The organism is Ruminococcus flavefaciens (genome assembly GCF_900143025.1).
Lineage (GTDB): Bacteria > Bacillota > Clostridia > Oscillospirales > Ruminococcaceae > Ruminococcus > Ruminococcus flavefaciens_I.
The window spans coordinates 1-26,001 of record NZ_FRCT01000010.1 but is presented as its reverse complement, the minus strand read 5'-3'; the positions used below and the strand labels follow the sequence as shown (position 1 = coordinate 26,001).

General features: G+C 43.1%; 20 protein-coding genes and 3 tRNA genes. 7 read left to right on the top strand and 16 right to left on the bottom strand.

The features are described 5' to 3' along the window. Positions 1–9 precede the first annotated feature (9 nt). From BUB28_RS10950 to BUB28_RS10930, 5 genes are all read right to left on the bottom strand, one after another. On the bottom strand, positions 10–639 hold the full coding sequence (locus tag BUB28_RS10950) for a Yip1 family protein (protein ID WP_072951405.1): 630 nt from the start codon (positions 637–639) through the stop codon (positions 10–12). Then, the gene (locus BUB28_RS10945; protein WP_081373490.1) at positions 636–2,144 is read right to left on the bottom strand and encodes an NHL repeat-containing protein; all 1,509 of its coding nucleotides are present in this window, start codon (positions 2,142–2,144) and stop codon (positions 636–638) included. The genes BUB28_RS10950 and BUB28_RS10945 overlap by 4 nt, the downstream gene beginning before the upstream one ends. A 472-nt stretch (positions 2,145–2,616) precedes the next feature. Next, positions 2,617–3,495 carry a carbohydrate ABC transporter permease gene (locus BUB28_RS10940; RefSeq protein ID WP_072951403.1) on the bottom strand — a complete coding sequence of 293 codons (879 nt, stop codon included), beginning with the start codon at positions 3,493–3,495 and terminating at the stop codon, positions 2,617–2,619. Between the two features lie 12 nt (positions 3,496–3,507). Continuing rightward, positions 3,508–4,446 carry a carbohydrate ABC transporter permease gene (locus BUB28_RS10935; RefSeq protein ID WP_081373489.1) on the bottom strand — a complete coding sequence of 313 codons (939 nt, stop codon included), beginning with the start codon at positions 4,444–4,446 and terminating at the stop codon, positions 3,508–3,510. A 160-nt stretch (positions 4,447–4,606) separates the two neighbouring features. Next, the gene (locus tag BUB28_RS10930; protein WP_072951401.1) at positions 4,607–7,543 is read right to left on the bottom strand and encodes an extracellular solute-binding protein; all 2,937 of its coding nucleotides are present in this window, start codon (positions 7,541–7,543) and stop codon (positions 4,607–4,609) included. Between the two features lie 447 nt (positions 7,544–7,990). On the opposite strand from BUB28_RS10930, the gene BUB28_RS10925 reads away from it, so the two are divergent. Next, positions 7,991–8,731, top strand: a complete 741-nt coding sequence (locus BUB28_RS10925) for an ABC transporter ATP-binding protein (RefSeq protein ID WP_072951400.1) — start codon at positions 7,991–7,993, stop codon at positions 8,729–8,731. Beyond that, entirely contained in the window at positions 8,718–10,058 is a 1,341-nt protein-coding gene (locus tag BUB28_RS10920; RefSeq protein WP_072951398.1) for an ABC transporter permease, read from the top strand. Before BUB28_RS10925 ends, BUB28_RS10920 begins: the two co-directional genes overlap by 14 nt. 231 nt (positions 10,059–10,289) lie before the next feature. Here the strand turns inward: BUB28_RS10920 and deoD are convergent, their stop codons facing one another. From deoD to BUB28_RS10880, 8 genes are all read right to left on the bottom strand, one after another. Further along, on the bottom strand, positions 10,290–11,000 hold the full coding sequence (deoD, locus tag BUB28_RS10915; protein WP_072951397.1) for a purine-nucleoside phosphorylase: 711 nt from the start codon (positions 10,998–11,000) through the stop codon (positions 10,290–10,292). A 105-nt stretch (positions 11,001–11,105) separates the two neighbouring features. After that, positions 11,106–12,536 (bottom strand): oligosaccharide flippase family protein, encoded by a 1,431-nt coding sequence (locus BUB28_RS10910; RefSeq protein ID WP_072951395.1) that lies wholly within the window; start codon positions 12,534–12,536, stop codon positions 11,106–11,108. Between the two features lie 147 nt (positions 12,537–12,683). After that, entirely contained in the window at positions 12,684–13,001 is a 318-nt protein-coding gene (locus BUB28_RS10905; protein ID WP_207647106.1) for a DUF2752 domain-containing protein, read from the bottom strand. 254 nt (positions 13,002–13,255) lie between these two features. Continuing rightward, positions 13,256–15,652: an extracellular solute-binding protein gene (locus BUB28_RS10900; RefSeq protein ID WP_072951392.1), complete on the bottom strand. Its 2,397-nt coding sequence runs from the start codon at positions 15,650–15,652 to the stop codon at positions 13,256–13,258. Positions 15,653–15,706: 54 nt separating this feature from the next. Next, positions 15,707–16,864, bottom strand: coding sequence for an ABC transporter permease (locus tag BUB28_RS10895; protein WP_072951390.1), 1,158 nt, complete (start codon positions 16,862–16,864; stop codon positions 15,707–15,709). Positions 16,865–16,877: 13 nt separating this feature from the next. Beyond that, positions 16,878–18,611 carry an HlyD family efflux transporter periplasmic adaptor subunit gene (locus tag BUB28_RS10890; RefSeq protein WP_072951388.1) on the bottom strand — a complete coding sequence of 578 codons (1,734 nt, stop codon included), beginning with the start codon at positions 18,609–18,611 and terminating at the stop codon, positions 16,878–16,880. A 77-nt stretch (positions 18,612–18,688) separates the two neighbouring features. After that, a complete protein-coding gene (locus tag BUB28_RS10885; RefSeq protein ID WP_072951387.1) occupies positions 18,689–19,600 on the bottom strand; it encodes a carbohydrate ABC transporter permease in 912 nt (303 codons plus the stop codon). Next, positions 19,600–20,487 carry a carbohydrate ABC transporter permease gene (locus tag BUB28_RS10880; protein WP_081373487.1) on the bottom strand — a complete coding sequence of 296 codons (888 nt, stop codon included), beginning with the start codon at positions 20,485–20,487 and terminating at the stop codon, positions 19,600–19,602. Before BUB28_RS10880 ends, BUB28_RS10885 begins: the two co-directional genes overlap by 1 nt. Before the next feature lie 774 nt (positions 20,488–21,261). Here BUB28_RS10880 and BUB28_RS10875 point away from each other — a divergent pair. From BUB28_RS10875 to BUB28_RS10865, 3 genes are all read left to right on the top strand, one after another. Then, positions 21,262–21,335 (top strand) — tRNA-Gly (locus BUB28_RS10875). A 34-nt stretch (positions 21,336–21,369) separates the two neighbouring features. Continuing rightward, positions 21,370–21,446, top strand: a tRNA-Arg gene (locus BUB28_RS10870). Positions 21,447–21,509: 63 nt separating this feature from the next. After that, positions 21,510–21,585 (top strand) — tRNA-His (locus tag BUB28_RS10865). Positions 21,586–22,710: 1,125 nt separating this feature from the next. Here the strand turns inward: BUB28_RS10865 and BUB28_RS17290 are convergent. The 3 genes from BUB28_RS17290 to BUB28_RS10850 all read right to left on the bottom strand — a co-directional run bounded on the left by BUB28_RS17290 (position 22,711) and on the right by BUB28_RS10850 (position 24,117). Beyond that, on the bottom strand, positions 22,711–22,914 hold the full coding sequence (locus BUB28_RS17290; RefSeq protein ID WP_072951385.1) for a hypothetical protein: 204 nt from the start codon (positions 22,912–22,914) through the stop codon (positions 22,711–22,713). Between the two features lie 85 nt (positions 22,915–22,999). Continuing rightward, positions 23,000–23,284 (bottom strand): hypothetical protein, encoded by a 285-nt coding sequence (locus BUB28_RS10855; protein ID WP_072951383.1) that lies wholly within the window; start codon positions 23,282–23,284, stop codon positions 23,000–23,002. A 116-nt stretch (positions 23,285–23,400) separates the two neighbouring features. Further along, positions 23,401–24,117: a recombinase family protein gene (locus tag BUB28_RS10850; protein WP_242939986.1), complete on the bottom strand. Its 717-nt coding sequence runs from the start codon at positions 24,115–24,117 to the stop codon at positions 23,401–23,403. 183 nt (positions 24,118–24,300) lie between these two features. On the opposite strand from BUB28_RS10850, the gene istA reads away from it, so the two are divergent. Further along, positions 24,301–25,749, top strand: coding sequence for an IS21 family transposase (gene istA, locus BUB28_RS10845; protein WP_081373486.1), 1,449 nt, complete (start codon positions 24,301–24,303; stop codon positions 25,747–25,749). After that, the coding region (locus BUB28_RS10840) for an ATP-binding protein (protein WP_242939985.1) at positions 25,746–26,001 on the top strand (256 nt) is incomplete at its 3' end. The genes istA and BUB28_RS10840, both read left to right, overlap by 4 nt.

Sequence of the window (26,001 nt, the reverse complement as noted above, 5' to 3'; positions counted from 1 at the left end):
GCCGCCTCCTCAGACTCTTGCCCTGTAGGACAGCTCGGTGTAGATAGTGGATATGAATATGTATACCTGCTGTATCAGCGACATAAAGAGCACCAGCAGGAAAAGCATTATAAGCATTGCGGCAACTGTCAGGACTACCGCAAATACGGTCTTGCCGAGAGAATACTGATGCACCGACTTCACAGCCGAAAACAGCAGCAGCACCGTCCAACCCGTGCCAATTATCTCTATGACTTGCATGAAGATGTATTCATCGCGTATAAGTATATGAGAAAGCCCCACATTTATATAAAGCTGCACTGCATAGGGTATGAGCGCATATGCACTGTAAATACAGATATTCTTCAATGTTCCCTCACCGTCAAGGAGAGTGCAGACAGCCCAGTTTCCTATGACCCACGCCCCGAAAAGCACGAAGCTGCGCACTATATAAGGGATAATATTGAAGATCTTGTCATAGCTTATGTAGAACTGTGCGCCGTAAAGTCTGCCGTGGAATATCTGTCCGAAAAAGAGCAGAACTATGATGAACATGGCTATTTTCAGCGAACCCGACTTTTTCCAGCGCATATCCTCAAAGCCTTCAAAGGGGTGGGTCACTGCATATTTTACCCATTGCTTCTGAGTAAGATCCATCATGTCTGCTTCTCCTCCTTTTCCGATATTTTCTCCGCAGCTTTCCGTGCTCTGCGTTTTTTCCTTATCCTGCCGCAAGCGATCAGACCTGCGGTAAGCAGCACAAGTCCTGCGGCTATAGCCGTAAAATGCTCTTTCAGGAACTCCCTGCGGTAGCCCTCGAAAGCCTTATTGTATATATCTCCCGAATCCGAAAGCTTCGCGTACTTCATCGCGCCCTTATAGTCGCCCTTGCGGAGAAGTGCCGAAGCTATGCCGACATAGGCTCTGTGATAGTTTCCGTCACGCTTCAGAACGTCCTGCCACGGTCCGAGAGCCTCCTCGTAATATCCTGCGTTGTAAAGCGCAGCAGCCTTGTGGACTGCCTTTCCGAAGGAAGTCTCTCTGAAAATAGTCACCGTATCCTTTGAGGAGTCCAGAACATACAGATCATTGTCAAGGGACTCCAGTGCCGCCGCATGGTCGAAGCCGCCTGTCTGCTTTGCCACTGCACCTGTAATGAACAGCAGATTGCAGTCCTCATCGTACTGAAATACCCTGCCCGTAGTAAAGTCAAGACAGTTTATGCAGCCGTCCTCAGCCACATCTATATCCACTATCGCAGGCGAAAGCACTTTGTTCTGCGAGGTGTCGTAAACAGGTCTGAAGTCGCCGAAGGAAAGCTCCAGATCCGCAAAAATATTCTTTCCTGCGGCATTGAGCTTCTTCACGGTATCTGTTGTCTGCGTAGACGATGAGGTACAGGTGAAAATAAAATCGCCGTCGATATCAAAGCTTGTGATGCCTGTGGGGACAGTTCTTTTTCTTTTAGCCTTCTTTTCATCGGACATGAATATGCTTCTTATGTAGTTGCTGACTATCTTTGCTGTAGGCTCTACACGATTTGCGCCGTAAAATCCCATGAAACTGCCGTCAGGAGCGAACATAGCCGCACCTGTGGTTATATTGCCGAGAACTACGTATACATTCCCAGCCTTGTCCGCAAGAACTCTCTGAGGCAGAAAAGTCCTTTTCTGGTCATAGACCTCGGACTCTGGCTTTTTTATCTCGCCCTGTACATTTCCGTACTTATCGGAAATAAGCACACGGGAATTGTCGCTGTCCGCGATGTAGATATAGTCATTTTCAGCCGAAACATAGACTCCCATAGGCTTATTGAGCGTAGTTTTCGAACCGTCGGGCATAGTGAAGCTGTCATACACTTTCACAACATCGTCAAAGTCGGGATTTACAGCCACTATGCGGTCGTTTCCCGTATCTACGATGTAAAAGATGTGCTCATGGTCGCAGAATATGTCGCTTGGACTGTCAAAGGCTCCCACGCCAAGATCATATCCCGATACTGAACGCTCCGCAGAAAATCCTGCCTGCGAGGGGACAGCCTCGCCCCAGCGGTCGTAGTTATAGGAGTCATAGGGCTCTGCCGCAGATACAACAGAAGCCGTCATAGATATGCAGAGTGCGGCAAGTGCCGATATTACGCCCATGAGCTTCTTTTTCATATTCACTTGTCACACTCCTTTCGTTTTAGCCGTTAGCCTTTAGCCCTTAGGGAGCGGCTCTGCCGCTTTTTCAGGCGGATAATATCCGCCCGAACACGGGCTGTCGAGACGCCAGCCCCTACAGCGCAGAGCCTGCGCACCCTTCCACGTTATCGCTTGTAAACTCGCTCACTCTTTACAAAATCACGCCTTGTACTTCGCTTACGGCACATCTTTTCACGGGCTGATGTAGACATCAGCCCCTACAGCGCAGAGCCTGCGCTCCCTGCCACGTTGACGCTCGTAAACTCGCTCACTCTTTACAAAATCACGCCTTGTTCTTCGCTTACGGCACATCTTTTCACGGGCTGATGTAGGCATCAGCCCCTACATTTTAATCCGTCTGCGCAAGCAGACACCACAATTCCTAATTCCAAATTTAAATGCAGCTAATGGCTAAAGGCTAAGTGCTGACGGGCGAACACTGTTCGCCCCTACGCTAATCTTTGATGCCCGAATGAGCCATAGTTTCGATGACCTGTCTCTGTGCCAGCATGAATATCACGATAGGCGGTATCAGCAGGAACACTGCTGCTGCCATTGCAACGCCTGCTCTTGCAAGTCCCGAAGCAGCCGCCTGACTTACAACGGTAGGCAGGGTCTTGTACTCCTCTCTGAAAACAACCGAGCCTGTCTGGATATTCCATGCGCCCTGAAATGCAAATATAATAAGTGTCATAAGTGCAGGCTTCTGATTTGGCATGACTACCTGCCAGCATATGCGGAATAGTCCCGCACCATCCACCTTTGCCGCTTCTATCATGGAGTCCGGCACCTGACTTATTGACTGACGCATAAGAAAAAGTCCCATAGGCGAAGCTATAGCAGGAAAAATAAGTGCCGTATAGGTGTCTATCATGTGGAGCTTCGCCATAACGATATACTGCATTATGTATATGACATTGCTCTGATAGAGAAGTGCGACAACGATTATGCCGTTTATTATCTTTCCGCCCGGGAACTTGCACTTTGCCAGTACAAATGCCGCCATAGACGAGAAAAAGCACTGCAATACAGTTACCGCAGCGGTAACGAAAACGCTGTTGAATACGTATCTTGAAAAGGGTACGCGGTTCTGGTGCAGTACCCTGAACATATCCCTGAAATTGTCAAGAGTAGGTCTTGCCGCATAAAGTCTCGGCGGGAACACAAAAAGCTCCTCTATAGGCTTTATGGACATTACTATTGTAAGATATATAGGCAGAGCCATGAAAAGTCCGAGAATGGCAAGAATAAGGAATATTGCAACACTTCCCCCTGTTTTTCTGCCTGCCTGTCGGTTTGAAGCGTGAAGCTTCGCCGTATTTACCTGTGCCAAAGCTCCGCCTCCTCAGTCCATATATTTGCCCAGCACCTTGTTTATGAGCTTGTTGCAGGCGAACATGGCAACAAAAAGCACCATGCATATCGCCGAAGCATAGCCCATTTCAAAACGCTGCCAGCCGTAATCGAATGCGTGTGTCATAATAGTATGAGCCTTATAATCCGTACTCGGGAAGCCTACAAGGTTCTGCGCTACGGTGCCTGCGGTGAATGAGCTTACTATCTGCATTACAGCCGCAAACATGAGCTGCGGTCCCATTGACGGTATAACTATGTATATAAGCTCCTGCCAGCGTGTGCGTATTCCCTCGATAGCACCAGCCTCATACATGGAGCGGTCTATATTCTGAAATCCTGCACGGAGCGCAAGGAAGCCTGCTCCGAGAGATATCCAGAGCTGTACCACTATAGTTACTCCGAGGACGTATCTTCCGTCCGTGAGCCACTGCACAGGCGAATTTATAATACCCAGATTTATGAGGAACGAGTTCACATAGCCGTTCATATCGCCGCTGAAAATAAGCTGCCACACCGTATATACATTAGCCATGGACGGTGCATAGAATATGAGGGTGAAAACTGTTTTCAGCTTCGGGTGCATCTCGTTTATGAGCCACGCCAGCAAAAAGCACAGCACATAGCTCACAGGACCTGTAAAAAGTGCGAATACCAGCGTAACTCTTATGGACTTCATAAATATCTTATCAGAAAGGAAAAGAGTGGTGAAATTTGAAAGTCCTACAAATTTCGGGGGCTGTACCATGTTGAAATCGGTAAAGCCCATAGGGAGCGACATAACTACGGGTATTATCGTAAATACGATAAAAAATATCATAAACGGAGCTATCATTCCGTAGCAGCCCTTATTCTTCTTTATATCGCGCCAGAGCATAGTCCGCCTTTCCTTTTTGGTGCGCTTTCCGATATTTTCTGCTGAAACAGCCATTTTTTCACACTCCCTTCTTTTTAAATTCGGAATTCATAATTCGGAATGCGGAATTAATTTGTTGGCTTACTCCGAAAAATTCAAGCGATTAATTGATCTGTCCGCCAAATGGCGGACACCAATAATTCCTAACTCCTAATTTCTAATTCCGAATTATTATCTATCCAAGTCCGAGGTCTTTGCGTTTTCGGGTTATTTCCTCGTTTATGTCCCTGTTGTACCATATAAGCGTATCGCGTGGATTTGCCTTCTCGTTGATAGTCTCTCTGAAAGCATTCATTATATTTCGCGTAACAGCATATGAAGCAGGTATTATTGGTATCTCCTCAAGTTCCTGCTGCTGGGCTCTGAGCCTTGCAAGCTCGTCCTCCGACCATGAAAGCTGTCCCAATGCCTCAACATTTGCAGTATCGAAGCGTCCGAGAGTACCGAGAAGTCCCTCTATCTGCGAAGCATACTGCACCTGGGTATCCGTATCGGTGAACCATTTTATGAACTTCCATGCGTTTTCCTTGTTCTTTACCTTCTTGAATATAACAGCTCCCGCACCGTTGGAATTAGCCGCATGAGATACCGTACCGCCCGCCCTTACAGTTCCGGGGACGGGACAGAAGTCCCACAAGCCGCTTATTTCGGGCGAAGCCGCCGTAAGCTGATTGAAGAAGGTATAATTTGCAATAACTATAGGATATTCTCCCGTTCTGAAACGGCTGAAAGCATCGTAGGTCTGCTCAAAGCTGTATTTTGTATAGAAATCCGTCCACTCCTCAAAGGACTGCACAGCCTCTACAGAATTGAAGGTAGAAGCAGTCTGCTCCTCATTATAATAGTTCACGCCCTTTTGCAGCATGAGCATCGCAAAGGTATGTCCCGTTTCGGTGGCAGGAGATATATTATTGGGCGGCAGAACAAGTCCTGCCGACATATAGTTCCTTTGCAGGGCAGGCAGCATATCTATGAGCTTTTCCCATGTTTCGGGAGGAGAGGTATACCCAAGCTCGGTCAGTACGTCCTTTCGGTAGAACATCATGGGGAAGCTCTGACTTATGGGCAGTCCGTAACAGCCGCCATTGAAGCTGTACTGCGTCATGGCGTTCTTCTGGAAACGCTGCTTTACGTCCTCATAGTCGCCAAACTGTGATATATCGACTAATAGTCCTCTTGCAGCAAGATTCACGGGGAATTCTCCGCCGAGAAAAAGCGCCACATCGGGCCCCTTTCCCGCAAGTGTAGCCTCAACTACTCCGCCTGTCACAAGATTTACTGAAACAGGTATTCCCGTTTCCTGTGTGAACTGATTTTCCGTCATTTCCTTGACTACCTGAGCCTGATCGCGACCCAGAGATACCCACACCTCTATTGCGTCCTCTCCCGTAACATCGGAGAGGGTGGTGTAGTCCTCAAAGAAAGAGCCGATAAAGGCATCGAAGCCGAATTTCAGCGATTTTCCAAGCTTTTCCTTACAGCTTGTGAATTTGCGGTCAGCAGTCGCAAACTCTATGTAGTCCACTTCAAGAGGCTGGTCGCGGTTATCTCTCAGCCATGCGGAAAGCGAAGTGATGCTGTCCTTTATCTGCGATAGGTAGGACGGTATCTTCAAGGGCTTATCAACGCATTTATCAAGTATTACCGCCATATTCTCCAGTGCAGCCGCCTCGGAACCGCTTGAATCGGAAAGCTTTTCTATGCCCTTCTGTACGTCCTTCAGCTCCGCGGAAATGCTTCTGAATTTATCCACTAATTCTGGTATCTTCTCATGTACGTAATAGTCCGTATACTTATCGGGAGTAGGTCCTGTTATCATCAGCACCTTTCTGTAATAGGTGTTTAGCTCCGAAACATCGCCCTCCAGCCTGCGAAGGTACTCGCTTATATCGCTTGGTACGGCTTCAAGGGTGATAGTGTGGTCTTTTCCGCCCTCAAGCCATACGTAAACATTCTCGCCGCCGCTTTTGGGACTTACAACAGACCAGTCCGTATCGTAGCGGAATTTCACGCTGTCAAGCTCACTGCACGGTACTTCGCCATCGATATATATTCTTCTTGCCGAGCAGAAGCCGCGTATCTGGTCCTGTCTCGCCTTTATGCCTATCTTGTACCAGCCGCCGCTGCCAACCTTGTCAGAAGGTATATCCCACGATGCCGACTGCAAAGCCTTTCGCCAGCTGCCGCTGCCTATGGTATTGTATACCACCTTGCATGGGTCAGAAGGCGATGCAAGATAGCTTGTATTATCATATGTAGGGTAAAGTGTGGGGTCTGACTTATATGCAGCACTCTCACCTTCTATCCTGAAGCTTGCCGAAGCAGTGTTTTCTATTGTCACATCAGCAGCTACAGCCGATTTATAATGACTGTAGTCAGGAAGCTCCTTGGGATTGCGGAAGCAAAGACTCTCTATAGCCAGCTGCGCACGCTCGGAGCTGAGTTTAAGAGTGTGCTTTCCCTTGCTGAGCGCGAAAAATAAGGGTTCTCCGAAAAGTCCGTCCCTGTCGCCGAAAAAGCACTTCTGCCACATCTCACGCTGCACCTGAGCAGGCCTTACCTGATTTCCGCGGCTGTCGGTATAAATATCCTTTTCGTTCACCCATACTCTGCTGAGATACAGCCTTGAAGCCGTATCATAGGGTACTTCACCGTCAAGCTCCATTTCAAGCTCTATTGAGGAACTGCTTGATATCATCGGGCAGTAGCTTACTTCAAGGGAATATACTCCCTCCTCGGCGACCTCGAATTCATATGTCACCTCTCCCGAAAGACTGTTCCACAGCAATACTCCGTTTCGGACACCGCCCTTAGAGTCGGTGTAGCTGCCTGCGTAAATATCACCTCTTTTGTGGGAAATAAAGCTGTTTCCTTTTATAAATATATCGTCATCGGGGCGGCTGTCGGCTAAATGAAGGTCATAGTAATCGCTGAATGTGGTCATATTCATGTCGGACTCGTCTATGTGATAGTAGTCATCAGCCATTGCCGCAGCCGTTGCTGCCGACGGCTCATCTGCCTCCGCAGCCGCTTTCAGCACGGTCACAGAGCTTCCCAGCGAGAAAATACAGGTCAGAAATGCCGCTGCCGCAGCTCTGAAAGCTCTCTTCATTCAGCTTCACCGCCTTTCTTTCAAAACCTATAAATAAAAAAGCGCAAGCTCCCTGCGTCGGGAATTATGCGCACGGACAGCTCTTACGCAGTCGGAAAAAACTGCATATATCCATTAAAGAAAGTATATCAAATTTATTTTATATTGTCAAGAAATTGAATGTGTCCGTATAATAAATAATATTTTTTACCACAAGTATTTTAGCTAAATTATAGTTTTTTATAACAGAAATACACAATCAGCGCAAAATATAATTGTAAGCTATGACAACATCTTTCGGCTCATTGATTTAATTTAATGCCCGAATTTCACGATTATTAAAAAACTGTAAAATCTTATCGACATTCTACTTTTTGTATTGACATTTGATGCTATTTATGCTATGATACAAGTGTAGAAGAAGTAACAGTTCCACTACTTGACTCCAATTAACAAGGAGAGATATACTTGGCAAATGTTCTTGAAGTAAAAGGACTTACAAAGCAGTACACCAAGGTTCTGGCCGTTGACAAAATTTCCTTTGAGATCGGCGAAGGAGAGATATTTGCTCTCATCGGTCCCAACGGCGCAGGAAAGACAACCACTATAAGAATGATATCTACTTTGCTGAAGCCCACAGACGGCGATGCGATCGTCGCAGGGCACAGCGTTATAAAAGCTCCTGAAAAGGTCCGGGAATGTATAACCTACCTCCCCGACGAAGCAGGTGCATATAAACAGATGACAGGTATAAAGTACCTGAGATTCATGGCAGGACTTTTCACAACGGACATAGACGGCATAAATGCCTGTGTTGACCGTGCGAAAGCGATCTGCTGTCTCGGCGACAGGCTCAACGATAAGATAGGAAGCTACAGCCGAGGAATGATACGCAAGCTTTTACTTGCAAGGGCTGTAATGACAAAGCCTAAGCTTGCTATACTTGACGAGCCTACAAGCGGTCTTGATGTACTCAATGCTATCGAGATACGCAAGATGATAAAAAAGCTCGCCGAGGAAGAAGGAATGTCCTTCCTTCTCTCATCACACAATATGCTTGAGATAGAGTTCGTTTCCGACCGTGTGGGTATCGTCTCAAAGGGACATCTTATGGTGACGGGCAGGACTGACGAGCTGAAGGAACGCTATAACGCTCCTAATCTTGAGGAAGTTTTTGAAAGGGTGGTGAACGAGAATGAAGTTCATTAACCTTCTCAAAAAAGAACTTTCCGAGCTGATAAACGCTCAGATGATATTCTCATTGATATTTTCACTGGCAATATTTATGATAATGGGAAATGTTATGCAGTCCGTAACAAAGGAGATCGCCGAGGACAGCGTTCACCCCAAGATAAATATATGCGACCTTGATTATACCGACTTCACAAAGGATATGATAGAGTCATTCAGGATCAACGGTTCAGATGTCAATATCGTATCGGTCAAAAATGAGGACTATGCATCAGCGTTCAGCGGCAGCGATATGAAAAGCTACGTGGTGCTCCCGAAAGGCTTTACCGATGAATTGAAAAACGGCAAAAAGCCTGTGGTCATCTCCGTGAACAATATAAAGTCTGCTTCAACATTCAGCAGCTTTACAGGCGGCACGGAAGGTACCACATCTCTTATAAATTCCTATATCTCGTATGAGCTTGCAGAGCAGCAGGGCGTTTCGGAGGATAATCTGAAAATAATCGAAGCTCCGCTCAGCGTAGAGGATCATACCGTAGTAGCTGATAAATCAGCAAAAATATCGAGCAGTACAATACTCGGTAAGATATCGACTCAGAATATGATACTTCCTATCATCGTTCTTGTGCTCCTGATGCTTACATCTCAGTCGCTTATTGCTTCGATATCAAATGAAAAAATAGACAAGACCCTCGAAACCCTCCTTTCCACCCCTGTAACTCGAGGTTCTGTTATAACAGCCAAAATGCTTGCAGCAGCTATAGTTGCTCTCATAAATGCAGGCGTTATGATGTTTGGCTTCTCAGCATACACAAAAGGAATGACAGACGCTATGACAAGCGACCTGGGAGTAACTCAGGCTATGACTGAGTCCTTCTCCGCAAACGACGCCTTCAAACAGCTTGGTCTCAACCTTTCGGCTGTGGATTATGCACTGGTAGGTGTTCAGTTATTCCTTACCATCATGATATGCCTTGCGATATCCATTATCCTCGGCGCACTTGTCAATGACTCAAAGTCAGCTCAGACAATGCTCCTGCCGATAATGATGCTGGTAATGATACCGTGGCTCATATCTGTTTTCACAGATATTAGTTCACTTCCTACAGCAGCAAAGCTCCTTGTGTATGCAGTCCCCTTTACACACACATTTACCGCGATACCAAACCTTATGTTCGGAAAGATGACAGATTTCTGGCTGGGTTTAGGATATCAGTTTGTAATATTCATCGTCGTGATGTTCTTCGCTCTGAAGCTTTTCAAGTCAGACAAGATACTCACGATATCTCTGAACTTCGGTCAGAAGTCCAGATTCAAAAAATCAAGAAAAACCACCGAGGATTGAGCCTCTTCCCTTTCCCCATGAAAAGACGCAGCAGTTTCGATAGCACCGAAACCGCTGCGTTTTTTTGTTATGTACTTTTCCGTATAAAGTAAAAAGCTATGCACGAAGCATAGCCAAGAAAAATGAAATGAATAAATATAGAAGGGGAATTGGGGGATTACTTAATCCACTTATAATATACCAATCCAACCTTAAAATAATCTTAAAGTTATCTTAAATTACGCTGAAATTTTATTTTAAGGAACAGGCTGTTTCAAGAGCTATTTCCATCATATCACGGAAGGTAGTCTGTCTCTCCTCTGCTGTGGTGGAAAGCCCTTTCAGCGGACAGTCGGATACGGTGAGTATGCACAGTGCATTCTTCCCTGCTCTCGCAGCGTTCATGTAAAGTGCAGCTGCTTCCATTTCTATGGCAAGCACGTTCATTTTCTGCCAGTCTGCAAGACTGTCGGCATCATCATAGAAGGTATCGCTGGACAGTATATTTCCTACATGAAATCTGCTGCCCTTTGCCTCGGCTGCCTTTACAGCAGCTGATAATAAGCTCCATGAAGCTGTGGGAGCGTAAGTCCCCGGGAGCCTGTACTGTGAAGCATAGGCGGAATTTGTGCTGGCGCTCATTCCGATAACTACGTCACGAAGCTGCACACTGTCCGAAACAGCTCCTGCTGTGCCTACTCTGATGATATTCTCAACATCGTATTCGTTGAAAAGCTCGTATGAATAGATACCGATAGAAGGCATACCCATGCCGCTGCCCTGTACGGATACGGGAACGCCCTTGTAAGTGCCCGTATAGCCAAGCATACCTCTTACCTCGTTGTAGCATACAGGTGCATCAAGGTAATTTTCGGCGATGAATTTTGCTCTCAGCGGGTCTCCCGGCATGAGAACTGTTTTGGCGATATCGCCTTTCTTTGCGTTGTTGTGTGGTGTCGGCATAATTAGCCCTCCTTTTTAGCCGTTAGCCCTTAGCCATGAGCCGTTAGCCTGCGCAGCTTTGCTGCTCCTAATGGCTAAAGGCTAAAGACTAAGGGCTGTTATTTGTCAGCTCCTTTTGAGGAGCTTGTTTACTGTAATGAGCAGCGACTTGTAGTTCATCGCAAAAACAGCTGCGGCAAAAACAAGTGCGCCGAATATATAGAACCTTACTTCAGTCATCATTACGGCACACATCAGAAGAAGCAGTGCTGTATTTGCAAGGTTCTTGACTCCGTTGAAGCGGAAGGGCACATAGTATCTTGCGTCGATTATACGCGCCCAGAAGCATATGAGATAGCTGAGCAGAGTTGCTATGGCAGCTCCGTTTATGCCCCATATCGGTATGAGGAAATAGTTCATGGGAATATTCACTATGCAGGCAGCAAGCGCGGTATAGCATGAATTCTGCGGGTGCTTTGTGGCTGAATAGATACTGCCGAGAAACTGATTTAAGCTCATAAACAGCACAGCAACTACAAGTATGGGAGTATAAAGATATACGGTCGAATACTCCGAATAGGTGCTTGATACCATGAATATTGATGTTACAGGCTTGATAAGCAGGAGAAGTCCTGCGGAAGCCACGAAAAGCATTGCTTCATATGCGGAATATACCTTTTCGTAAAACTTGTTTCTGTCCGCAGAGGAATTCTCATTTATGGCAGACATACTCCATGCCTGATAGAATATAGTCGATACCATTGAGATAAGATTTGGTATTACGTTTGCGCAGTCGTAGATACCTACGGCGGACTTTCCGAGCTCGTGATAGTCGCTGTGCATCTTATTGATGAAGAGTCTGTCTGAAAGGCTCGTTATGGTCCACATTACTATTGTAGGCACAAAGGGTCCCGCAAACCTCATCATCTCGCCTGCAAGCTCCTTGCTGAAGTAGCGTATCCCTGTATATTTCTTCAGATTTGCAGCTGCAAAAAGGAAGATTATGGAGAACAGATCGGAGAGTATAGTTGCAAGCATGAAGCCCTTTACGCCCCAGTGCAGTACGGAAATGAATATCACATTGAATATAAGCAGTGTAAGCACCGCCAATATACCGTCTATTGAGAAAAGCTTTACCTTGTCTAGTGCGCGGACGAACTGCTGACACAGCATACGGAACGACGACGTTATGATGTATACCACAAGCAGCAGCGAATAGCCCTTTACGAAGTCAAGTGCAGGGACAGCGGCAAGCAGCGGCATTACAAAAGCCATTATCAGCATACCGACCGCAGTCATTACAGCGGAGGTATTGAATACCTTTCTCTTGTCGTACTCCTTATCAAGTCCGAAGCGTATGAGATACTCCTGCAAAGCAAAAGTAAATATAGGCTGCAAAAACAGAGCCATTGTGACGAGAAGTCCCTTTATTCCGAGATTATGCGAGCTTAAATTGGCTGTATAAAGTCTGTTGAGCAGTAAAACAAGTATCTTTGAGCCGAACGTACCTATGGCAAAAATCCCCGTATTAAAGACAAGTTTTTTATATTTATTCATTTTTCACACTCCGAAAAATATTATACGGTTATTGAATACACATTATATTATAACATCTAATTGCTAATAAATCAACATATGCGGTGATTTTTTCGCGCATAAAATCAGAACTTGCAGCTAAGAACTCAGAGCTGAAATAATCCGGCATCACGCTGTAGGAGCAAGTATATCCATAAAATTCCTCAATATAAAAAATACAAGGAATAAAGCCAGTATAGTCCACCATATCCACTTTTTCCGCGGAAGCAGCTTTACTTTATCATTCCATATGCCTATAACTGTTTCTGCGTAGAACAGAAACGCCAGCAGCACAAGAAACGGTATGGTAGGATTGCATCTTACCGCCCTCCACAGCTGCCCGTTCAGAAGAGCGATAGTGCTCCTTGTGTTGCCGCAGCCCGTACACCATACGCCTGTAAGCCTATGTATGGCACATTCGGGCAGTAAACGCGCTGCTGCGGCCAATGAGTTTCTGAATATATATATAAGTACAGCAGCACACGGAAACAGGACCGCTGTCATTATCCTCGCTCGTTTGCTCATATTTCACCTTTATCGTAATATTTATTTTATCAATATCACAAGTATAGCATTTTTGTTTTTTATTGTCAACAAAGGAAAAGGCTCTGCCACACAGGGCAGAGCCAAAAATTAAGGAGGTTGTATTTATATACGAAAATATCTGAATATCATTATTTATGCGCTGATAAAAGCTTCTATCAGCTCTGCTCGCTTACGAGAAGTGATACACGGTTCTGAATAAGGTCGATAACCTCATCCGCAGTCTTTTCTCCCTTGAGATAAGCCATTATTTCTTCCATAAGTATCATGCTTACATCAGGATCCATAGAATCGCTTATCTGTGTTGTGTTCTTGATGTAATCTACGATAAAGTCCTTTTCCTTCTCGTTAAGAGGATCTATCTTGATCTCCTTGCCGTCGTTTGTATAGTAAGTAAGATCCTGTTCAACTGTCTTGCCGTTTTCGTCCTTGTAGGTAGGCTTCTTCATACTCTTTTCTGCCATCTTGTCAAATTCAGACTTGAGTGAAGGGAAGCCGTACATTCCGCCGTTTTCCTCGTCTTCATCGTCAGACTTTGTAAAGAACATCTTTATGAACTCCCAGCACTCATCCTTGTACTCGGAATTTGAAAGGATAGCGAAGTTCTCTTCAAGACATAAAACGCTGCCCTTGCCGTTTGAAGATGGGTAGCCGACAAATGAAATGTCGCCTTCAAACTGACCCTTGAGTGTTTCTGTATAATCAACAAAATTGCCTATGTACATATTCTGAAGAAGTACCTTGTTCTCCTTGATGTTGTCGCCGCCGAACATTTCCATCATTGCGTTATGATCGTCCATGTCCATCACTTCTTCCTGTCCCGGGAACTGATCTATGAAATTGAGAAGCTTTCTTACATCAGGAGTATCAAAATTGCAGGTACCCTTTTCGTAGTCGATAGCATCACCGAGTACAGCAACGACCATTGAAAGCATACTTTCCTTACAATCAAGAGTTGTAAATCTCATATTCTTAGGTAAGTTTTTGTATGTATCTATCATCTCATCAATTGTCCAGTTTTCCTTATCACAGTTTGACTTCTTTGCAGCTAATGTCTGTACAGAGAATGAAGGAGAGAGAGAATAGAGCTTTCCGCCAATTTCACAGGCATTAAGCACATTAGGCATGATATCGTCCTTGCTCATATCAGCGTCCTTGTCAAGCATCTCATAAAGATCCATGAAGAGGCCCTTCTTGTAAAGGCTGTCGATGATACCGTGGTTGTATGAAACGATTATATCAGGAGCCTTTCCTGAAACGATATCCTTCTTGAGCTGTCCCTCACCTGAAGCTGTTGCCATTCCATCGTCATCGTATTCATCGTACTTGCTGTAATCTTCGATCTTAAATCTTATGCCGTCATGTGATTTATTGAAAGTAGCTACCTTCTGCTTTACCTCCCAGTCGTCATAAAGTACGCCGATAGAGATGACCTTTGTATTTTCGAGCTCGGAAGCATCACGCTTTGTAAGTCTGTAGATGCCGTTCTCGCTGCCTGATGAATAATCACTGTAGTATATGATGAACTCTCCGTTAGCAACAGGGATAAATGCGCTTACATATCCGGAACCCATATCAGAGTCTACCCAGTTGATGATCTCTGTGGTCTTGCCGTCCTTATTGGCTCCTGAAATACCCTTTTCTGTTGATACAAAGTAGCTGTACTCATCATTGCCCTTGAAAATTCCATTAAGGCTTGAATTTCCGAGATCCTCAAACTTCAGTTCCTCGCCTGTAGGCTTGAAGTTCTCGCTGTCGATAAACTTAACACATTCACCTGAAGAACCGCCGCCGAGAATAGCAAATGTCTTTTCGTCGATAGGAGAGATATTATTGATCCAGTCCATACCGTCAAGGTCTATCTCCTGGTCAACGTTTCCGTCAGAATTAATCACAACATAGTGCTCCTCAGCATTGCCGTATATTGTAAGTATAGCCTTTCCGCCGCTGCAAGCACAGAAATTGCCTACGCTTAATCTTCCTTCGCCTTCCCCTTTATAATCGTCAAGGCTCTTTATTTCATTCTCTGATTTGACCTTTCCTTCAAGATCAACTGTGTAGATCTTGTATGTCTGCTTGATATTGCGCTCAAGCTCTTCATAATCAAAGTGTTCATAATCAAAGTTAGGATCGTCATAGTTTGGCTTTTCCATATCACCGTAATCGATAAATGTTACCATTACAACTATATTTCCGTCAGGAGCAAGACCTGAAGCAATATTCACGTCTTCGCTGTCCTTTATGCCAAGATCCATCTTGACTTCCTCAAAGTTTGTAAAATCAGAATCAGCAATATAGAATGAAGGTGAAGTTGATTCATAATCGTATTTGCTGATAAAAATACGACCGTCGCTGAGCTGTTTCATATCACGTACATCTTCAAACTCGACATCTGTGTCGATGAGCTCTGCACGGTAAGAAGCTGCCATAAGCTCCTGAGCTGTCTTTTTCTCAGCCTTGCTTTCGCTCTTCTTACCGCATGAAGCTGCTGATCCTGCTATTACGGCAAGTGCTGCGGATAATGCTGTGATACGTTTTGAAAAATTTTTTTCCATAGTATTCCCTCGTTTCAATTTTTTATAAATACTTTCTTTTGTTTGCCTCTGCTTTCAGCTTTGGCTTTCTTTTTCTGCGGTCTGTTTATCTCTTTTTGAGAGCTTGTTTTTAAATTCGCTCCACTTTACCGACATATAGTCGGCAAAGGCTTTTTTCAGACCTGCTTTTTTTCTATTATATAACCTGAGAGCCTTTATAAAAAGAACTATCAACGTTATAATCGGTATAATAAGAAGGAGCCTGCGTCCTCCGTAAATGAATGAAAGCTTGACGTCAGTCATCCTTGATGCGTTTTCCCAGTAGGGATAGACCACATCTTCCTTGACCACTACAACATCAGCTATTTTTTTCAGCGCCTTTAGCCTTGTCTTTGGTTCATAGCGCTTAACATTGTCTACAATGCTTATCTTGCCCTTATATGTTTCTGTTTCGACAAATGCTTTCTTTATGGCATTGTATGTAAAATTCTCTACGGGATCGGGAGAAACGCACTCAAAACAAGTGACCTTATTTACCTCCGAGCCTTGTTTATTATAAGACGAGCTGTCGTCAGAGCCCTTGTTGAAAATAAGCCCGGCAGCATCATACGAAATATATGCCTTTGGTTTCTTGCCTGCACAGCTCTTCTCGGCTTTTGTCTCGGGGAGAGCTATTACTCCCGAAACATAAAGCTTAACATTATTTATATATATATTCTGACCTATGATATTGTCAGAACCGTAAAGTAAAAATGCTGCCTGCTCATCTATGACGATGCCGTTATGCATAAGGTCATCATCTTCAAAGAACGAACCGCTTAACATCGTGAAATTTCTGAATGAAAAGAAATCTCCGCCCACAGCAGTAATTTCAGCCTCAGATGTTCCCGGACCGTCACCGCTGAGGGTTGCACTTCCGACAGGAACACTGTAAGCACATTCTATAAGCTTTTGTCCCTCCTCGGGAGTTACAGACGCTTCTGAAAGCTTGGACATGATCATTTGTTGGGCAGATCTCACACTGTTGATATCAAAACCTGCGTCCTTACTGAAGTAGCAGCTTACCTGTCCGAAGCTGTCCTTGCTCTCGCCTTTCCAGCGTTCCCACGCATAATTGTATCTCTGAGCCCTTGCAGCGGAGCTGCCCACGGCTGTGAGTATTATCGCTCCTGCTACAGCAGCTGCATTTATCGCCGCTATTATCTTATGTCTCAGCTTGATTTTTGATCTCATAAGGTCCACCACCTTATTTATCCTTCATGCGGACCTGAGCACCGGATTTGATAGGCTTGCTTGATGCGGTTATGATATAATCTCCTCTGCCTATACCGCCTGAAACGGCACATGAAACAGAGTCCTTAGCCTCAACATTGACATTTACTTTCTCTGCGTAATAACGGTTTCCGAGAGGTGTGTTCTTTGAGCGTACTATATAAACATAGTGACCATTCTTATCATCAGGATAAACAGCGCTTCTCGGAACGATAGCGTCATATGTTCCGCTTCCGAGCGGTATTGCCAGCTCGATGCTGTCGCCTGATGCAACATCTCCTGTTACATCAAAGGTAAGCTCCTTCTGCTTTGAATTTTCGGGATTATTCTTTATCTCTTTAAGAACAGCCTCTATATCGCCGCCGTAGTTGTTTATGACATCAGCCTGTACGCCCTTCTTTACCTTCTTGACAACATCGTTATCAACATATACCTTTACAGTAAAGCCGTCATCAAAAAGGTCGATAACCGCAAGCGGCTCACCGTCTGTAGTTGTTGCATCGGGCTGTACGTTTATTGAGCTTACAACGCCCGAATACTTTGACTTGACCTCGGAAGACTTGCCTTCCTTCTTCATCTTGTCGACCTTTTCCTGCTGCTTATCCACAGCCTTCTTCTTTGCCTCAATATCAAGTGCGTTTTTCTTGTTTGTTATACTGTCCTTCTGCTTATCCTTGTTAAGGTCGATTATAAGATCTTCAAGTGAATTCTGCTTTTCGACAACAGCCGCAGCAAGTGTCTCATAGCTTTCTGAGCCTTTTTCGCCGTATGTAGCTTCATAATCTGCTATCCTGTTTTTAAGATCGGTTATAGGGCCTTCGATCTCTGAAAGACGTGAATTCAGATTGTCGCGTATGGAATTCTTTGCATCATTATAAACCTTTTCAGCAGCTTCTCTTGCAGCCTGCTTTTCATCGCGCTCAGCCTTTGCAAGCTCAATATTGCCGCCCTCGGTTCCGAGAATTGTCTGATATGTTTCTGATGCACTCTTGTACTCAGCGTCAGCAAACTCAAAATCGCTCAATAATACAGGAAGGTCGCCTACAAGCTCATAAGGAGCTTCATCATAGGAATTTATTCTTATAGCCTTTATAGCTGTCGAAAGCTTCTCCTGCTCTGATGTAAGTCTTTCAAGCTCGGACTTGTTTGAGTTGTTTTCTGACTTTGCGCGTTCAGCATTTGCTTCATTTGCTCTTGCGGCATCGCGCTTTGCGATAGCTGAATTCAGAGCATCGCGTGCTGCCTTTATGCTCTGGTTTTCTTTTGAATAATCAACAGGATCCTGAAGAAGTGCTGTTTCATAATCAAGCTTTAATTTTTCAAGATCTGCCTCGGCTTCTTCAAGCTTTTCGTTTGAAACTGTATTTATCGTAAAGAGCACATCGTCCTTTTTTACTTCCTGTCCCTTTTTAATATGTATCTTCTCAACGACTCTGTTGCCCTCAACGGTAACTTTATAAGACTGATTTGCCTCGATAACGCCCTTTCCTTCAAGACGCTCTGTAAGCTTTCCTGATGAAACATTCTCTGTAGATATCTCAGGCAGCGATCTGTTCATTATTGTATTGGAGAAGAATGTAAGAACAAGCATTATCGCAAGAAAAATGATAATGAGCGTTTTTATGATCTCTCTCCTCCTTGAAGGCGACATTTTTTCTTTTTCTTCGCCCTCAAGCTTTATATCCTTAACTTCTTTTGTCTCATTCATATTATTACTCCTTCTGAGAGAATAGCTCTGACAACTGTTTTTATATAATATTGTATACTTTTCAACTTTTTATCAACTCAGCCCTTTATTCCGCCTGAATAGGTTATGCCCTCAACGAGGTAATCCTCTCCGTAAAGGAACATCAGTACGGTAGGTATCATGTACACCGTTCCCACTGCAAAGGCAAGTCCTATATCTCCTGTATTTATCTGTGACAGGAATACCGAAAGCGGGTGGTATGTGCTTTCCTTCATAAGTACAAGCGGCTGTTCGACCATGTTCCAGTAGTCGATGAATACAAGCATAGCTATGGAAACTATAGCGCCCTTGCAAAGAGGTACATAGATCTTTGTGAGTATCTTGAATTCGCCTGCACCGTCAAGCTTTGCAGCCTCGACATATGAGATCGGTATACGTCTCATTACCTTTGTAAGCAGGAATATGCTGAACGGCGAGAATATAGCAGGAAGTATTATAGCCTTTCTCGTTTCGAGCATTCCGAACTTATCGGCTACAAGGAAATTAGGTACAAGAGTTACCTGATAAGGCATTATCATAAGTATTATGTATGCAAAGAAGATAATACTCTTGAATTTATTCGGATATCTCGAAAAACCGTATGAAGTAAGTATCGCAACAAGCATCTGGAATACTGTTATCGGCAATGTGAGCATTACGGAATTCCAGAACTTGATGAGATAATCCGAATTCTGTATCAGTACAGCTTTGTACTGGTCAAATGTGACCTTATCGGGAATGAATTTAAGATTGACATTACTTGATATGAATGTCTTTTCCTTTTCGGTCATATTTGACAGCATCGCACCGTAATTCGCTGTTATCTCGTTTGATGTCATAAACGAATTGGCAATGGTGAGGATCGTCGGAAAAAGGAACAATACAGCAACAAGCAGTATAAAGACGAGAACTATTATATCAAACATCTTTTTGCGTGCTTTTATTCCCGGAGTAGATACTTTAAAGCTCATCAGTTCTCCACATCCTTTCCGAAGATATTCTCCGCGATGAGGAGTATAGCCATTACTACTATCATTACAAGTGCAAAGAGCACGGCTGCTGCTGAAAGCTTCTGATAATCCAGACTGTTGAAGGTGTTGTTCATAAAGTGCTGGAGCATATAGAGCTTATCCTGCGGATAATTTCCCGTAAGCAGGTATACCTCTCTGAATATCTTGAACGAGTTTATCATTGAAAGGATAAGTACGAAAAGAATAGTCGGTGAAAGGTATCTCAGCTTGATATGTACGAATTTGTAAAAGCCGCTCGCACCTTCAAGGTCTGCTACCTCGATTATATCACGAGGTATAGCACAAAGCGCAGACATGAACAATATCATATTGTATCCAAGGTTCTTCCAGAGGAACATACATATTATAACTACCTGTCCGTAAGGAGACTTTATCCAGTCTACACCGTGACCGCCGAAGGACTCTATTATCTGATTTATAGTTCCGTGATTATGGAAAAGTACCTGCCATACAAGAACTACAGATGCCGTAGGTACCATGAGCGGACTCAGGAAAAACGTTCTGAATATACTTTTTCCGGGGATATTCCTCTCAAGAAGCATCGCAAGTCCAAGAGAAAGTATCACCGAAAGCGGCACCGACACAAGTGAGAAGAACGCTGTATTCTTTACCGCCTTTGTGAATGCCACATTGCTGAAGAGCTTAGTGTAATTTTCAAGTCCTACAAACTCTTTCAGTACAGGGTTGTTGATTAGAGAATAATATATTACTATGCAGAACGGAACAAGGAAGAATACCATTACTCCTATAAGGCTCGGCATTATACAGACATTGCTGAAAACGCGCTCTCCCCTTCTTCCGCACTGATTTTTTGTATTTTTTTTCATTTGAATACAACCTCACAAAAAATCTTTTGTCCTGAAATTATCTTTTCCCGTCATCTTTTCAGGTCTCTGTATAATAAGTGTCCGCAAAAACATAAAAAGATGACGCAAAGATATATTTTTTTGTTTTAACTGACTTTAAACGATGCTCTATTATATTACCCCTCCATTCACAAGATACTCCCCGAGTATAATCCCTATATCATACTCCGCATTTTCAGTCTTGATGTCAGCACGAAAGCAGCGTATGCATATAATAAACAAATGAAGCCGCTATTTTTGTGCATTGATACAAAAAATTTTTTAGATCTGACAAAATCAAAGCTGAAACAACATCTCTCAATTATCTATAATATAATATTGACAAAGGTTTGTCAAGTTTATAGTAAGACTTTTTCGATTTTTTTGTGAAAATCTTAATCTTTTTCAAGACATTGCTGCTTATGTAAAAAATTTTTGTAACATATTCTAACGGTATATTTCCGTTAGCCTCAGACCATGTTAACAGTATACAACACCTGTATGACATTAACGTGACTTTTAAATTACAAAATCGTCACTTTTCTGTCAATCTGCAACTCCCTATTATATTAGACGCAAAATCTACCTGTTTTGTGACAACTTTTTTATTATTTTTTCGCCGCAAGCCATTTAATCAGCATTTTGTCCCGTGAGCAACCGTGCCAGGCAAAAAAATTAGTCAATATGACTTTTTTTCAATTATGCTATTGACATTCAGCTTAGAATGTGATAGAATATTTTCTGTTGAAACGCCGTGCGGGTGTAGTTCAATGGTAGAATGTCAGCCTTCCAAGCTGAACACGTGGGTTCGATTCCCATCACCCGCTCCATTATTTAGCAGCTATGGCTGCTAATCTTTTCTATGCGCCTTTAACTCAGCTGGATAGAGTAACTGCCTTCTAAGCAGTAAGCCGCTGGTTCGAATCCAGCAAGGCGCGCCATTCCGAAACTCTCCGTTACTTGACTCCATCTAATGGAGAGCTTCGTTTTTATTTATTGAATATGGTGGGTGTAGCTTAGCTGGTTAAAGCGTCGGATTGTGGTCCCGAAGACCGTGGGTTCGAATCCCATCTCCCACCCTCAATGATATAACAAGTACTCAGAGCACAAGAATGTGTTCTGAGTACTTGTTATATCTACTTGATTATAAAATAAGTTCGCAACGCTTCATGGTGAGCTAAAGTGTTTGCCGCAAGTAGGATAGATAAATTTGTTTCACTTTACCTCCCCTATTGCCAGTAGCAGCTCATATATACATAAAGGTGCTGTCAATCTTTATTGTATATCTCTGAGGTTCTCTCAGAGCCGTTCGCACGGAAGTATCATTATCACTACCCCTTGTCATCGCCCCTCAAGGACTGCTTGAGATTAGAAGAATTGTGTTAATCGCTGATCTGTTAGTTTACAAGACGTAGATCATGAGCGCACATCTTCTTTGGCTATCGATGTTCACCGCACCGACAGGGTGTTAAAGTACATGAAGCGTTTACGGTTATTCAGTTGTCAAGTTTCATTTTAGAAAACAAAAAAACAAGCCCTTCAGACGTCGCAAAATGACTGAAAGGCTTGACAAGGTTCTATTATAAGTGTTATAATGAAGCATGTATAGCAATATGCATCACAACACAAAAATAGCATTCTCACTAAGTCATTCAGACATTCCCGTGTCTGTATGATTACGAGGCGTAGTCAGTCGCCAAACTGTCTATGCCTTGTGGGGGTGCTTTTTTATTAGCCAATCGCATTATATCATATTTATATACCTCATATCAACCCCTTCCGCCAAAAAATTTTAATTTATTTTTTCTTAGCAATTTTTGGCTGAATATAGCAATAACCGCCTTTCAAATGTAAGGCGGTTATCTTTTTTGGCAGTCTTTTTATGGTATCTGTATTTCTTTTACATCAAACGAATACCCTTTCCGCTCGTAATCAGCAAGAATTTTATTAAAGTATTCACCATAATTTGTTTCGTCTATTGTTCCGTCTATTAAACGCTCTGGATTAGGATTAGTACATTGCGCCACTTTTCCATTTTCAAAACGAACCTCAAATGAATTTATTTCATATTCAGTTTCTTCAGAAAAGTTTTTTGAGATTTTGATATTACAAAGAACTGTTTTGATGGTATTTTTTGCAGCAATTCTTTCTCATACCCACTGGACGTTAATCCAGTTTCTCCATTATCATAGCACTTGAAATCACTCAAAAAACTTCTTCTTTGGGAAGTAAAGCGTATACTCCTAAAATGTTTTCCTTGCTTTCTTCTGAACATATAGTACTGTATATATGATCTTTAATAGCCTTTATATTCTCATCGGTAAGCTGATCTTCTCTTAATATATTTGCCAAAATATCATCAGTACTATATTCATACATCTTGGAATCAGTCTCAAACTTGTATCCCATTTCCTCAAGGTCAGCTTCATACTTAGAATACTCCGCTTTAACTTCAACAATTATTTTTTCTGTATCTGCACACTTTATTGTGCAGTCATAGTCTATTTTTTTGATTATAATCAGATTCTGATGTATTATAAAATAATTTAAAATCTGTCGGATATACTCCAAAAATATCGGTTTTAATTTTATCAAATGCATCAACCATCTTATAATTATTGTCGATATCTGGCTGTGTTATCTTTTCTGTTTCTTTCTGCATTTCTGCAGTAGAACTTGTTTTTTCTCTACTCTTTGACTTCTTCGACGAATTATCTCCACAAGAACAAAGACTTAATACTGCTACTAATACTATTACTATATATTTTGTTTTTTTCATGACTTACCTCCTTGTTTTATTTAGAATATCATATAATTAAATCAATGTCAATCGGCATCTTAGAGAAAAGAACTGGCTTAAAATCCTCTTATTTGGTATAGGCGTAAAATGTGCTATTATAGCACAATTTCTTCTCGCTGCAATTCTTCCTTTATCTCTCGTTTGTACTTATAATATGTGTTTCGGCTTAAATTAGTCAATTTGCAACATTCTATATCATTCAAAGTACCTCCGAACGTTTTACAATGCTTCCTGATCAGTTCCTTTGCAGGAGCTTCTTTTTTTACAATCAGCTTGCTACCTTTTGCCAATCCAATCTGCTTACCATTCAGCCGAGCTGTTTCAATGCCCTCTTTTGTACGCTGCCGAATATCCATTACCTCTTTTTCAGACTGCTCAAATGCAAGCTCTATCTGCTTTGCTGCAAGCAGCTTCAAGACCTTGTTTGTAGCTTCAATATAAACATCTGCAATATCATTGCCTACAAGCTCCACGCCGCCGCTCAGAGCTTGCTTGTAGTTCTCAGTATTAACATAAGGCTCCTTAAGAAATACAAGCTCTATGCCCTTGTCAAGTAGCTCCATGTACCGCTCTATGCCTTCTTTAGCGTTACGGCTCATTCTGGATACACTATCGAATACAATAGTATCTCCCTTGCGAACCACCTTTGAAAGTTTGAGCCATGCATGACGGTTTATTACAACACCTGTATATACTTCCTTGAAGATCACTGCATTTGGAAAAGAAGCAAGGATATTTCTTTCTTGCCGTTCTATGTTCTGTGTTGGTTTTGATATGCGGCAATATCCGAATACCAATAATATCATCTCCATTCGTATTAAATCTAACGAACATTTCTTTTTATACTAATTATTATAACTCAGAAAGAATAAAAAGTATGTATGCTAAAATAAAACTGAGCCAAATATGGCATAAATGATAATAAAAAAGTGAGCCACTAATAATAAAAATCCTGTATAATAAGAGAAAGAGCTTGTGTACAGGAGGAACAAGGAGTGGCAATAGCAATGGAGATCTATGAAAAGATCAGATATTATCGGGAGCATACTGACTTCAGTCAGCGTAATGTAGCAAAGATACTTGGCATATCACGCAATACAGTAAAGAAATACTGGAAAGGACAAACAGTTCCGTGGGAACGTAAGCCCGGCAGCGGCAGGAAAAATGATATAATCACCGATGAAGTCAAGTCTTTCATTATCATGTGCCTTGAATCTGACAAGAAAGCGCCACAGAAGCAGCACCATACAGCTCATAAGATATATGAACGCCTGGTTGCTGAATGCGGCTTTGAAGGCTGTGAAGCCTCTGTAAGAAGAACTGTAGCAGAACTTCGCTGCAATACTCATGATATATTTGTACCGCTGTCATACGACCCTGCTGAAGCTGTACAAGTCGACTGGGGTGAAGCAACTGTTATCCTCGATGGCTGCAAACAGAAGATACAGATCTGGTGTATGCGAGAATGCTACAGCGGAGATATATTTGTAACTGCCTTCTATCGGCAGAATGAAGAAAGCTTTCTTGAAGGAATAGTTAAAGGACTTGAACATTTCGGCGGCACTCCGCAGAAGATCATCTTTGACAATGCTCGTGTCGCTGTAAAGGAAGGCTTCGGACATCATGCAAAAGCGACCGATAAGTATCTTGCTCTTGCGGCTCATTATTCGTTCAGACCGGTGTTCTGCAATCCTGCACAGGGACACGAAAAAGGTCTTGTAGAAGGTCTGGTGGGTCTTGTCAGAAGGAATTTCTTCGTACCTGTGCCGAATATATCAACTATCGAGGAGCTTAATACCAAACTGCTCGAATATTGCAATATGTACAGGTGCCATAGGATATCCGGCAAAAGCATGACAGTCGGAGAAATGGCTGAAAATTGCAAAGGCCACTGGATACCTTTGCCACCGTACCGCTTTGATACTTCAAACACAATTCAGGTCAAGGCTGATGATTTCTCACTTGTTAGATTCGATCACAACAAATACTCAGTGCCGTATCAGTACAGTTCAAAAACAATAACAGTCAAAGGCAGCGGCAACAAAGTCATAATGCTGTTCTGCGGTAAAACGATCGCTGAATACGACAGAGATTACCGTCATGATAAGACTCACTATCGCCTTGAACACTACATAGGACTTATCGAAAAGCGTCCGAGAAGTGTTTACAATGCTTCACCGATAAAGGAAACTGTTCCCAGAGAACTCTATGGTTTTCTTATGAAGCTGGATAGCCCAAAGGAGATAGTCAAGGTATTGAGACTGTATATTGATACCGGCGATGAATTATTGAAGCACCTGTCTTATGCTGATTCATATGATACGCTGTACGCCTGCGTTATCGGTAAAACAGTAAATAATGCGCCGATAGAAACATCGGTAAAGATAATACTGCCAGATCTTAAACGATACGATTCGCTGCTGAAAGGCGGTGATGCAGTATGAACAGCGTACAGAAAGAAACGATCAAGCTATATGCAAAGCAGCTCAGAGTGCCTACTTTCAATAACTATGATAAGGTAATCCGCCATCTTTCAGCTGATGACGGTTATGAGCAGTTCCTGATAGAACTGATGAAACAGGAACTTGCAGAGCGCTCGGTAACAGGTCAGAAACGCAGGATAAAAGCTGCGAAATTCCCGTCAATGAAAACACTTGACGAGTTTGATATGACAAGGCTTGAAAATGTCAGCGAAA